Source organism: Pseudoalteromonas sp. B160, from assembly GCF_037162485.1.
GTDB lineage: Bacteria > Pseudomonadota > Gammaproteobacteria > Enterobacterales > Alteromonadaceae > Pseudoalteromonas > Pseudoalteromonas rhizosphaerae.
In genome coordinates this window covers 2,720,443-2,732,676 of sequence record NZ_JARLUX010000001.1, presented here as the reverse complement: position 1 = coordinate 2,732,676, position 12,234 = coordinate 2,720,443, and the positions used below count along the sequence as shown (strand labels likewise).

Sequence of the window (12,234 nt, the reverse complement as noted above, 5' to 3'; positions counted from 1 at the left end):
ATTAATGCGTCCTGTTTTGCAGCTTTTCTATATTATGAACTAAGCAATACAGTTGCCATTGGGCATTCACTTTCGTTTGACCGCGTAAGGTCAATTTATTCATGCCTTTGTTAACTGTAATATTCCGCTGTTTATTTAAAGGAAAGCAGGCTCTATACAGCCAAGTCGTTTGCCATTTCGTCAATAAAAAGCTGCCGTCGCCCCATTGGGCTGTCTATTTTGACTTTGATTATTATAGCTAACGGTGGGTTTAGATCTCTGGATCCGCCGTAGGATAAGAATGTGCTACTGGCGACAATGGCGCTATTTATAAGGAAGAGCACGCAATAAAGTACGCAGTTTAATGAAATTGGGTGTTAGCGAACGGCTCGCCATAGCCTGTGGTATCACCAGTACCAAAAGTAGGCGCTTGGAAGCGAAGGCCCTTGTAGAAGCTCAAAAACAAAAGGAATTAACATTGCATTAGGCAATGATTACTTAGCTTCACAAGGTTTAGCGTCATTAAGAGATATTTGGATCAATATTCACTACGGGAGATGAACCGCCCATTGCGGACCCGCATGATGGGTGGTGTGGGGGCTGGAGGTTAGAGACCTCAGGCTACCCGATTAGCTTTTAATGAATTGCACCATATCATCCAGGTATGAATAAAATCCGCTTCTCCATAAATAGCCTGGATGGTATGTTCTTAAAGTCTTCTCTGGCAAATGATGCGATGAAACCTTTGCTAGCTGTCTTTCTGAACGGTCGTTGATACTAGAGAACGAAACATCATCAAATATGTTAGAAATATGTTTGTCGTAGTTTGGACCAGATAGAAAAATTACAATATCAGGCTTATAGTATTCTAACTCTTTCTTAGTGAGCTCTAGCACGGAATTTTGCCATTCTAAAACAACTTTAGATGGTGCCCCAACTTCCCCACAGCGTCCGATTTTAATCACATTATTCCAGACAAATCCAACAGTTTTAGAATCAAAAGAAAATTCATGCCTGAGTCGTTCCTGTATTTTTGAGAAAGCATTCCAAAACTGTCCGCTATAACTAAAGCACTTTCCTTTGTTGAAAAAATCGTCGTATACATTCAGCAAATGGGATACTCCACCTGAGTGTGGAAACTCACACTCCCAATCGTTGGTTTCTTGACCAAAAATCATTACCTTCACATCGGCCTCAACGAAATCATTACTAGCTTTCAAGCATAACAAGTTCGTTGGACTATCAGAGGAAACTTGTTCCGTGAAAGTATTTTCAAGATGGGTTAATACGCCCTGATAATCTATTGAGTGCACAATGTCTCCTAAAAGCTAACGCTTAACATATGGGGATTTTAGGAGCGCTTTACCAGCGAGTAAAATTCCCACCATGATGTTTTTGTTAGCAGTCAATTGCACTTGATTTCAGCTTTTTTCCAAGGATGAGAAAATGAAACACCAGCAGTGCCGAGAGCCACAGAATTGTTTTTTCCCAATTCGGAAGTTAATTCTGTATATCCTTTAGGGCATAACTCGTTTGCTCGACGTACCCAATATTCATTAACAGTTTCTGCCGACGTTGTTCCATTACCCAAATATTCAACATAATAGTGATTCTCACTTATCACTTTATCGTTATAGCCACCCGACCAAGTGTGTGCTTGGTAGCCAGTTGCACATGCTGTTAAGAATATTGTCCCGATGAGTACTGCGATGAATTTCATTTTATCTCCATGTCTAATTTTGACTGCTAACGCTCCAAACACTGGCGGAGCGCAGCGACGTCCGAGTGCTTTGGCTTGTTACATGCTCTCATTAGTCGCTACGACAGCTAACCTATCAAAGATTATTTTTTGGTATAACCCTTCAGAAAATGCTATTGAATTGGAGCCCGTTGGCTCACCGTGTACATCCTCGACAAAAAGTTTGCATTGAACACTTTGCCCCCAGTACGTATTAATTAGTTTTCGATCCTCTTCAGGAAGCTGGGAAATATCTGTCGAAGAAAAACTACCCACAACTGTAGAGTTTGGAGAAATTTCAGATTTAATTTCGAAATCTGAAAGAGTCAACTTAAGATCAATATAGTTTTCTTTCCCAATGTAGACACGAAAAAGAGCAGGCTTTTTAATTGATGTATTTAGCCTTCAGGAATTTATTAATGTTGCTGATATTTCAAAATATGATCTCATTTTCAATAAGTTCACTTCTGATCTGGGCCACCTTCCTTTCAATTTCAGGAATAGTAGATTGAAGCTCATCATATTTGTCTTTTATTGTTGTATAACGCTCTTCATAAGATTGCTGGAACTCTTTTAGCGTTGCAGCAACATCATCCGCGTTGAAATCTATTTCTGGTGCAATTGGTCTATTGAGCTTATTGCATTCGTGTTTGGTAAAATTATCTACGTTGAAAGCATTAACCTTCTCCATATCGGATTTACGATCAGCGAGCTTTTCCGGAAAATCTTTTAAATCCTGCTTTGCTCTTTGAAGCAACTCTTCTAATTCATCTAAGGAGACAGTTCTATCTTGATATTGCCTTTTAGGCTCTTGTCCCATTAGGATGAATCTGGGGTTATCACCTTCTTTCATCTTTCTTAAATAAGCTAGCTCAGAATGTTCATCTAAAGATACCTTTGCTTTGTCTGAAACCTTCCTACTTATTCCATTAACCTCCAAAGCCAAACTAGATTGTTGTACTACATATGTCTGCCAAACCGGTATTAATAGAGCAACTAGAGCCCCAACAACAGCCGCTATGAAGGAAGAATAATCGCCGACCTTAATTATAAGGGCATAAGAGAGCATACCTAAAATAAGACCCACCACCAAAGCCACAGCTAGTCTTATAGCTCCAGCCATACTTTTATCATGTTTTTTCATAAAATCTTCCCTTGAATCTCATAAGACACATAACACCTCAAACACCGGAATGGTGAAGTTGGCGGCTTTTTTGGAACAAAAAAGATGACAGCTTTACCATGTCCGAGTGCTTTGACATGTTAGAACCTATTGGCACTGAACTAGACCTCTACTAGCTCGGCTATTTTTTCTGCTACAACTGTCATTGAATCCTCTGAAGTATCCAAACCAGTTCTGGAGGCCAGCATAGGACTGACATTTCGTAGAGCTTCATATGTTGTGTTATGTACTATAGGGATAAGTTGGTTACCTGCTAATAGAGTAGAAAGCTCTTTGTCTGCCACACTTTCTTGGGGCAAACGCTCCAACATTGCTGGGGTAACCAATACAAGTCCAATTCTGGAATTAGCTAACCCCTTGTCAATAGCTCGCATCATTGGCACCCCAAGCCCAAGGTCGTTTTCGCTGAACCAAACTTTGACACCAGCAGCTACAAGTAAATCATGCAGTTCTTTAGCTGCTTCTTTGCGATCGCCCCAAGCATGACATAGGAATACATCACGAAGATCAGGTTGCTGTGCTGCTCGTGCCTCAACAGTTTCTCGAATTGGTTCAAGTGATTGAATTTGAGAAGGTGTATACGATACAGACGAGCCAGATTTAGACCAGCGCGGCTTCGTGCTACGGCTTGACCCACCGCCGCTACTCCGACTACCGCCACTGCTACTCGACGGGAAGTAAGAAGGAGTTGAGTATGAGCTATAACCACCACCTCCATATCGACCGTATCGCCCACCACATGCGGGGCAATTTGCTGCTGCCGCAGCCGAACGATGTCCTCTTGATGGTGCTGTACATCTTGCCATGTTTCCTTACCTCGCAATTTATTTGAGTAGTTCTAAAGCCCCAAGCAGCGGAAAACGCGAGCGTTTTGGCGCAGCCAGCGAGTGGTTTTCCGATGACTTGGTTTGTTATATGTTTTATTGAAGCCATTCATCTTTATGCGACTCTATTTTGATTTCTTTGACTTCGGGTAACTCACTGAGCTTCCAGTGAGCAATGATTGCAACTTACTGCCCACATGCCACTTTTTGTATAAAATGAACCACTAAACAATATATTACCTAAACTGTAAAATTTATGGCTGCACCTAGGACAGGTTGACAGTGATAACCGGTATAACAAAAAGATCCAAAGATACATTCCAGCCGGTGCCAATATCCCTAAAGGTGGAAATACAGCGGAAATTAGTAGTCCAATAAAGAATATATAAACGCACGGCCACCTGTAAGAATGAACATTATCAGATCTAGTCTTAATTGTTCTCAATCCATCGAAATATTCTTCCAACGCTTAATTCCTCGTGAACATATAACGAGGCTGTAGAATAACTCGTTTTTAATTTATTTTTATTGATGTATTAACCATAGCCGAGTTCCTATTTTGATTCAATCGGTTACTTCGATTTTACGTGAAATATAAAAAGAGGATTTACTGTTGCTTTAATGGGCGTTTTGGAAGGTATCACAGGTGTTTAAGTGGCTTATTTGAGGTGATAAGGGCTTACGCTAATTAATGCATCGTGTTTCTCAGCTTTTCTAGATTATGAACAAGGCAATACAACTGCCATTGCGCATTCACTTTTATTTGACCGCGTAAGGTCAATTTATTCAGCGAAATTGATTGGAATGAATTTATTTTGGCAAGATAAGTCTGGCTTGACTCCTTACCTAATGAAAGAGCCATAACAATTTACCGTGGGTGAATAATATCTACTAGATCACAGTAACCAACTCGCTTCAAGGTTAAAAAACAATCAAGTCAATTGTGTAGAACCAGTTCCTAAAAAGAGCAATTCTACAGCCTCAACGCCGTTTTAAGCGGCGAATAATAGTTTGCTAAAATACGAAACGAAGTGGAACCGAGCAAACTATTACGAGTCCGACTCGAAAACCCTTGTTAGGCGATATCCTGCTTCGCAGCTTGCAACCTCTTGCGTTCCGCTGTGTAATCCCACCAAGCCTTTGGTTCATCACCATTGAAAAAGCGTGTAACTGAAATAAAGACATCAATGACGCAAGGATCATGTTTGCTACCAGTTAAAATGCAGAGCCTCTCATACATTTCATACGGATCATGCCCCTCGAGATCGTCGGGTTTAATTATTCCAAGCAATTCAAGGTCAGCGGCACCTGCTTTTCCTATATTTGGAAGATCAGTGAGCTTCCTAACATTTTCACGGACAACTTTACTCGGATTCATGATTCGCCTAACGAGGCTGTAGAATAACTCGTTTTTAATTTATTTTTATTGATGTATTAACCATAGCCGAGTTCCTATTTTGATTCAATCGGTTACTTCGATTTTACGTAAAATATAAAAAGAGGATTTGCTGTTGCTTTAATGGGCGTTTTGGAAGGTATCACAGGTGTTTGAGTGGATTATTTGAGGTGATAAGGGCTTACGCTAATTAATGCATCGTGTTTCTCAGCTTTTCTAGATTATGAACAAGGCAATACAACTGCCATTGCGCATTCACTTTCGTTTGTCCACGTAAGGTCAACTTATTCATGCCTTTGTTAACTGTAATATTCCGCTGTTTATTTAAAGGAAAGCAGGCTCTATACAGCCAAGTCGTTTGCCATTTCGTCAATAAAAAGCTGCCGTCGCCCCATTGGGCTGTCTATTTTGACTTTGATTATTATAGCTAACGGTGGGTTTAGATCTCTGGATCCGCCGTAGGATAAGAATGTGCTACTGGCGACAATGGCGCTATTTATAAGGAAGAGCACGCAATAAAGTACGCAGTTTAATGAAATTGGGTGTTAGCGAACGGCTCGCCATAGCCTGTGGTATCACCAGTACCAAAAGTAGGCGCTTGGAAGCGAAGGCCCTTGTAGAAGCTCAAAAACAAAAGGAATTAACATTGCATTAGGCAATGATTACTTAGCTTCACAAGGTTTAGCGTCATTAAGAGATATTTGGATCAATATTCACTACGGGAGATGAACCGCCCATTGCACTTCCTGCTAATAAAAAGCGCATGATGGGTGGTGTGGGGGCTGGAGGTTAGAGACCTCCGGCTACCCGATTAGGGCTACCATACATTGCCCACCATATTACTTTAAAGTTTCTTTCGTTTTAAATATGTACGCAAGTTCATGTCCGTCTTGCCAACTTTTCATATCATGGTGCTTCTCAGCTATATTAATTGCTACTTTACCTAATTCAATTGATGCCGCAGTTATTGAGCCAACAACAGGTCCTCCAAACAAACCAGCAACGAGCCCCGTACCTACTGCTGCTTGTAGAGATTTGGCATCTAGAAGCATTGATAAAGAGGATGTTACTGTTTTAAAACCAAATTTCTTACAAGCTTGTTCATAACAATCTAATCTTCGACACAAATCATCTTCAATATAGGTTATTGGTTTTCCGTCGAAATTTTCGTGTATGAATAACTTCAATCGTGTAAGTTGTTTACTAGATTGAATATCCTTTCTAATTTCCAACACCTGTTGCCAATCAGCTTGGTCAGCATCAATTAGATTTAGATTTGAAAGAGTAATAGCTGGGTCTGATTGTTCTTGTTTATCTGAAACAGGGATTGCTACTGAATAATTTTGAAAACCAACGTCTTTCGCATAGTTAGTAACTATGGAACGTATAGACATTTCATTTGGCAAAGTTGCGCCTGTAAAATAAGCTTGCAAAAACTTTTGGTGTTCGAATGTGGGATCATAATGCTCGGAAGAACCAGATAAAACTGCATAAGGCCTAACTTTTTTAGCAAAATCAGTCCAATGTTCATTGACCACTTCAAAAATTCTGGTGGCATGGCTATAATTTTTGTCACCTTCAACGCCATCAATTAAATGAGAAAACGCAACTGATGGAATTTCTTCAGGGTAGCCTACTAAGACGTCTCCGACGTCACTATCTCCGCGCATTCTTCCTAAGTTAATAGGGAGTACTCTATCAAAATAAAGGGCAGCCTCTTTAAAGTTACCAAAACATAAAGTAGCGCTTGATCTGATGTACGACATATTTCCCTGTAGCCCTAACGCTCTAATAAACCGCGCAATAACGCGGAGCTTTCATTGTGTTACTTCGCGAAGCGAAACACAATGAAAGCGGAGTGTTTTGCGTCGATTTTAATTAGCTTTGTTATATTTTGTTTATATGCTGATACAATTTTCTAGCTTCGAATGGTACTACATGTTTAATAAATTCTTCTTTAGTAGCCCCAAATAATTCAAAATTTTCTTTAGCTTCGTTCAACGTCATTCCATGATTACAAACTGATGGAATAGTTACTCTGGAGTCAATTTCTGAATCGTATTCCCAGAAACATACCTCACAAATTTCACCGCAACCACCATATTTTAAGGTGATGTAACCACAGCAAGGACAATCAACAGTTGGATTATTCTGCTTACTCATAATTTAATAACCGTGTCAGTAAAAATATAACGCCCACTTAAGCGGACAAAAATTGTTGGTTATAATGTGGAGCGAAGCGGAACCTAACCAACTGTTTTTGTTCCGTTTGAAGTGCTTGTTATATGCCTGCACCACCATGCAGGATAATTTCATTCTCGTTGCTATTTAATAGTTACAAAAAACTATCAGAGAACTATTTTACTTTATGGTTTCTTAGTTGGTGTTCACCCAATATTTTTCGAATTTATTCTTCTCTGTAATGGTATATGGATAATCGGCTAATTATAAATAAACACCAATAATTCATTTATTTTAGTAGGTAAAAGTACATAACATCTAATTAAAAATGTTTCTAAGTATTCACTGCTGTTAGATTTAGACCCTAATAATTTTACTTTTCCAACCATTTCAGATGCAAGTTGTTTAAGGTTTGGACTAAACTTCGTTATTTCATCTATGTTAAACCATGCCTCCCCAAAACCTGAAAAAGCATTTAAATTCAGTTTACCTATGAAAACGACCGCATAATAGTCAAGATTTAAAAAATTTCTCGTTTTTAAGAAAGAATGCAAATTATGAGTTTACCACATAGGAGACGCTTATTATTGAGGTGATTCTGGTTCTCCTACTATTTTTTGTAATATAATGCTAGCTACAATACTCGCCATGATCGGCCACCAAATAAATGCATATAGTGCGTAAACGTGTAGACAAAGATAAGCAATAGACGTAGTGATGTGAAATGTAGTGACTATAATAGAATCATTACTATCTTTAGTAATTAACCTCCCTAGTATCGAACATAGCCCAAGTAAAACCAGAAACCCTGCAATTGGATAGATAAGATAATTTAAAATGTCTAGTGTTGGATAGATAAGATCGTGTAAAATTTCCATTTTTGCATTGTTCCATCCCTTGAGCGAGAAATAGCTATATAAATCTATAAGAATAGCGACCAGAAAACCACCAGTTAATATAAATACCACTGGGTTTTTGAATATATTTGATTCTTCCCCCATTTCTGCACCTCCATAAAGGTAATTTGAGGTAATATCTTTGCCACAATCCTTAATTTCATAATCATACCTGCCAGCCTCTACGTTAATAGCAGAACCATTTTCATTCATTTCTTGGAGTTTTTGATAGCTATCTGTTTGTACTTTCTTCAATTCGTCACGATGGGTCATATTTGTTTTTGAAATAACTACATGATAAATATCTTTAGTAGAAATAAGTTCATTATTCACGATGACTTTACCTCTTTTAAAAGGTTCGATAAAATCATCCCTTACTTGCACTTCTGACAAATCTTTAAATATACACTTCCAAGAATTATCATTTTTCATTTTTAACACTATGTGAAACTTACTCAAGAGTAATACCTGTGCCATAAACGCTCAGAATGAACTTGGATTTGGTCATGTAAAACTGTAACCGATTTCTCTGTATATTTCATATATCCACCAAACCCTATATTGCATATAAACGCTAAGCTAAGTGGCTGCAAACCACAACCAAACTCAAAATAACCACCTTAAGCACACTAGCCAATTTGAACTAAAACCGCCATGCGTTTGCAGTCCGACTTAAGCGCCTTGTATGTTCGTAGCTATTTGAAACCACTGATATTTACAAAACTAGGTATGGTCGATGCAACAGACTTGCTCAAGCTAGGTGCTGCAACACTTCAATTTGAATGTCTCTCAGTAAGTTTTGAGTATGCTCCGACTGTAAATTAAGTTCGTACCAGCCATCAGTTCCCATATATTCAGCAGAAATATAGCTGATATTTTTAATACCTCTTTCATTGTTGATGATTCCAGATAGTCGGAAAATACCTAACTTTGTGTAGATTCTGCTAATTTTGAAGTTTTCCATAAATCTCCAAGAACATACAGCTTATTCAAAGGATCTAAACCCACAAGTTGCAGACAGAAAATCCTTTGAGTTTTTTAATACTTTCAGTCTAACTCTGTATCTAAATGTAAATCAAGGGATTTATCTTTGTTGTTATTTTGTTATTGTAAATCACAAGAAATAAACCCGCGAGTTGTTAAAAAACTCAAAACTGTTTGTTTATGAATACAGGAAAATAAAGCAGATAAAGATACGCGTGTCGCTCATTTTCCTGAATATGGGAGCAAACAACAGCTTGATTATTCAATGAGTATTATCCTAAACCTATATCAACGTCAGTTTCCCACTTGAAACCATCTCTAAACTTTAATTTTCACCGTTGGGTTTCGTTGCTATGAACCACAACCTACGATAATAAATTTTACGCCGACCTGCTTTGGTTTTTCCTAGTTCCTAGCGCCTAAATCCTAGTCCCTCACCCGAATCGCCCATAAAAAAGCGCGAGATTAACTCGCGCTTTGAAATGACTCAAAACTGTATTTTGTCTTAAACTTACCGCTTAAGACTTACAACTTATAGCTCTACGAGCTATTCGCCCTTCGCTTTTAAATTTATAAACTCTGCCAGTTCTTCTGGTTGCCCCATTAGGGTGAAGATCTGTTGGTTAATTTCGGTCATGGTTTGCCCTTCTGGCAAGCTTGCTGACACGGTTAATGAGCTTAAGCCTTGCGTGAAGTTTTTAATCGCTTCACTCAGTTCCTCGCTGACTGGCGCTTGTTGTAGCTGCATGTTGACCATTTGCTGCATTTGCTCCAGCGTCATACCTTGCTTTTCAAGCGTTTGTTCGACGAGTGCTTTAAATTCACCTTCGTTATTGAGGGCAATTTCGATGCTGCGTGGTTCAAGCTCTGCAAGCGCCTCCATTAGTAAGGTTTGTTGCTGTAATTGCTGCTCTAAAGTCGGCTGTTGACTACCTAGTTGTTGCTGCATTTTGCTCAGCGCCAATGAAGCATTCATCAGTGCGGTTGATTTTGCTAGACCGAGGTTAAAATTAAGGCCTACAATATTTTTAGCATTAAGCGCAAAGTCGATATCACTATCACCTGATTTTTCATCATAGTTCATCAATGTATGAAGATCATAACTAGCAGCAGCGAGTTTATTGTTAGCGTCTGGTGGTAACTGCGCTAAAAAATGCTCACTGAAGGTAAAGTTTTTTATGCTCAACTCGGTACGAGGAGCAATTTTATCTACTTCGTATCCCGCCACTTCAATGCTCGCAATATTAGCAACCGGCTGCTGATCAAACCCAGTGATTTGCATATTTGATATTTCAACACTTTGCCCAAGCACGCTGGCCGAAATATCTTCATAACTGGCTGTTATACCCATTTGCTGGCTCATTAATGCAAGCTGACGATCAACTTCTACTTTAACTTCTTGAGTCAGTGCATGATTTGCATAGCTAACACCACCGATAGCCGCAGCGACAACAACAGCAACAATTGCGAGTTTTTTCATTCTATTTCCTTATTACGATTTCTATTATCACCGTTGTTATTTAGCTTAGTCTCTAACGGCTTTAGACTTAAGATTTTGCTAAGCGTATCATTCAATAATACCTTTGATAAGGCCTAGCATAAGTAAGTGCAAATTGATTTGCACTTTTTTGAGCGTGGCTAATTAATTAAACTTAGCAGTTCATGCACTGTTTTAACTGGGGTTATTTTAGCGCCCAGCCCTTCCATTGATTTATGGTAATTACGAAATGGAATAAATATTTCGGTAAAACCATGTTGGGCAGCTTCTTTAACGCGTGGCACGCCACTGTCGATTGGCCGTACGTCACCGTTTAAACTCAGCTCGCCCATTATGCAGGTGGTACGCGGTACAACAAACTCATTTAAGCTACTGAGTAAGGCAGTCACTAAGGCTAAATCGATACAGGTTTCGGTTTCATCAATTCTCAGCCCGCCAACAATATTAAAAAACGTATCATGAAAGATTTTGGTTTTAGTGTGCTTGCGTAAAATACCAGTGAGCATTTTTATTCGGTTCATATTTAAACCTACGCACACTCGCTGTGGAAACTCCGCCTCGGTTTCGGTAGTTAAACATTGTATTTCGAGCAACAAGTTGCGGTTACCTTTTCGAATGCAAGTAATGGTTGAACCGGGTGAGTCGGTACTTGATCCCGATAAAAATATTTCACTGGGGTTATCAACACTTAGCATACCGCGTTCGCACATTCTAAAAATGCCTACAGTATCAATGTCACCAAAGCGGTTTTTATTGGCGCGCAAGGTACGTATTTGCCCATCGTTAGTGTCGATATGTAATAACGCATCAACAATATGCACTAAGGTTTGCGGCCCCGCTATTTCATTATTTTTATTTACGTGGGCAATAATAAACATAGTGACGTCGTTTTGCTTACAGTACTGTGTAAGCGCTTGCGCGGCACTTTTAACTTGTGACGGTGAACCTGGGCTGCCGTTTGCGGTATCAGTAACAACCGCTTGAATAGAATCGATTACTGCAAACTTGATGTTATTTTTTTCAAGCTCGTCGATAATGGTTTCAACACTGGTTTCTGATAACAAATACAGTTCGTCTGGGTTGTAATCGAGCTTTAAACGATTAACACGGTTTTTAAATTGCGATAACGACTCTTCTGCGGTGCAGTAAAGTGATGGCATACGCTGTGACATGCGCGCGACTAAATCCGATAATAAAGTCGTTTTACCTGCTCCGGGATCGCCTGAAATAATATTCACAGAACCTGTGGTTACGCCACCTGATAATACTCGATCAAGTTCACCAATACCGGTTAGTTGCTTTTCGGCTTCGGTGGTTGCGATGTCATTAATTTTTTTCGAGCCACCGCCAACGCCACCAGCATAGCCGCCAACAACGCTGCGCGTTGCTGCTTTTTAGTTTGCCCTGCTGAGGGCTTAAATTCGGCTAAGGTATTCCATGCGCCGCAGCGACACTGTCCTTGCCAGCGTTGGTAGTTCATTCCGCATTCGGTGCAAACAAACTCTATTTTTGCCGCTTTTGCCATTAACTTTTGCCTACCTTCGTCATTTTGAAA

10 protein-coding genes and 6 pseudogenes are annotated in these 12,234 nt (G+C 39.4%); 2 read left to right on the top strand and 14 right to left on the bottom strand.

The features are described 5' to 3' along the window. Position 1: 1 nt before the first annotated feature. Positions 2-230: pseudogene (locus P4S61_RS22965) on the bottom strand (transposase); the annotation flags it as partial. Positions 231-244: 14 nt separating this feature from the next. Between P4S61_RS22965 and P4S61_RS12670 the strand changes: the two are divergent. Continuing rightward, a pseudogene (locus tag P4S61_RS12670) lies at positions 245-540 on the top strand (hypothetical protein); the annotation flags it as partial. A gap of 68 nt (positions 541-608) precedes the next feature. Here the strand turns inward: P4S61_RS12670 and P4S61_RS12665 are convergent. From P4S61_RS12665 to P4S61_RS22955, 7 genes and pseudogenes are all read right to left on the bottom strand, one after another. After that, positions 609-1,292, bottom strand: a complete 684-nt coding sequence (locus P4S61_RS12665; protein ID WP_182734696.1) for a hypothetical protein — start codon at positions 1,290-1,292, stop codon at positions 609-611. A gap of 92 nt (positions 1,293-1,384) precedes the next feature. Then, positions 1,385-1,699 (bottom strand): CC0125/CC1285 family lipoprotein, encoded by a 315-nt coding sequence (locus P4S61_RS12660; RefSeq protein ID WP_337118363.1) that lies wholly within the window; start codon positions 1,697-1,699, stop codon positions 1,385-1,387. A 451-nt stretch (positions 1,700-2,150) separates the two neighbouring features. Continuing rightward, the gene (locus P4S61_RS12655) at positions 2,151-2,861 is read right to left on the bottom strand and encodes a hypothetical protein (protein WP_337118362.1); all 711 of its coding nucleotides are present in this window, start codon (positions 2,859-2,861) and stop codon (positions 2,151-2,153) included. A 140-nt stretch (positions 2,862-3,001) separates the two neighbouring features. After that, complete coding sequence (locus tag P4S61_RS12650; RefSeq protein ID WP_337118361.1) at positions 3,002-3,706, bottom strand: toll/interleukin-1 receptor domain-containing protein; 705 nt, start codon at positions 3,704-3,706, stop codon at positions 3,002-3,004. Between the two features lie 706 nt (positions 3,707-4,412). After that, a pseudogene (locus tag P4S61_RS22960) lies at positions 4,413-4,514 on the bottom strand (transposase); the annotation flags it as partial. A 285-nt stretch (positions 4,515-4,799) separates the two neighbouring features. Continuing rightward, a complete protein-coding gene (locus tag P4S61_RS12640; RefSeq protein ID WP_337118359.1) occupies positions 4,800-5,102 on the bottom strand; it encodes a helix-hairpin-helix domain-containing protein in 303 nt (100 codons plus the stop codon). 208 nt (positions 5,103-5,310) lie between these two features. After that, a pseudogene (locus tag P4S61_RS22955) lies at positions 5,311-5,539 on the bottom strand (transposase); the annotation flags it as partial. Positions 5,540-5,553: 14 nt separating this feature from the next. Here P4S61_RS22955 and P4S61_RS12630 point away from each other — a divergent pair. Continuing rightward, positions 5,554-5,849 (top strand): annotated as a pseudogene (locus tag P4S61_RS12630) (hypothetical protein); the annotation flags it as partial. 110 nt (positions 5,850-5,959) lie between these two features. Here the strand turns inward: P4S61_RS12630 and P4S61_RS12625 are convergent. The 6 genes and pseudogenes from P4S61_RS12625 to radA all read right to left on the bottom strand — a co-directional run bounded on the left by P4S61_RS12625 (position 5,960) and on the right by radA (position 12,204). After that, positions 5,960-6,886, bottom strand: a complete 927-nt coding sequence (locus P4S61_RS12625; protein ID WP_337118357.1) for a hypothetical protein — start codon at positions 6,884-6,886, stop codon at positions 5,960-5,962. A gap of 121 nt (positions 6,887-7,007) precedes the next feature. Then, entirely contained in the window at positions 7,008-7,283 is a 276-nt protein-coding gene (locus P4S61_RS12620) for a CPCC family cysteine-rich protein (protein ID WP_182740223.1), read from the bottom strand. A gap of 602 nt (positions 7,284-7,885) precedes the next feature. Next, positions 7,886-8,629 carry a hypothetical protein gene (locus P4S61_RS12615; protein WP_337118356.1) on the bottom strand — a complete coding sequence of 248 codons (744 nt, stop codon included), beginning with the start codon at positions 8,627-8,629 and terminating at the stop codon, positions 7,886-7,888. 319 nt (positions 8,630-8,948) lie between these two features. Next, positions 8,949-9,161, bottom strand: a complete 213-nt coding sequence (locus tag P4S61_RS12610) for a hypothetical protein (RefSeq protein ID WP_149982065.1) — start codon at positions 9,159-9,161, stop codon at positions 8,949-8,951. A 567-nt stretch (positions 9,162-9,728) separates the two neighbouring features. Further along, positions 9,729-10,661, bottom strand: a complete 933-nt coding sequence (locus P4S61_RS12605; RefSeq protein ID WP_337118355.1) for a hypothetical protein — start codon at positions 10,659-10,661, stop codon at positions 9,729-9,731. 158 nt (positions 10,662-10,819) lie between these two features. After that, positions 10,820-12,204: pseudogene (gene radA, locus P4S61_RS12600) on the bottom strand (DNA repair protein RadA). Between the last annotated feature and the right edge of the window lie 30 nt (positions 12,205-12,234).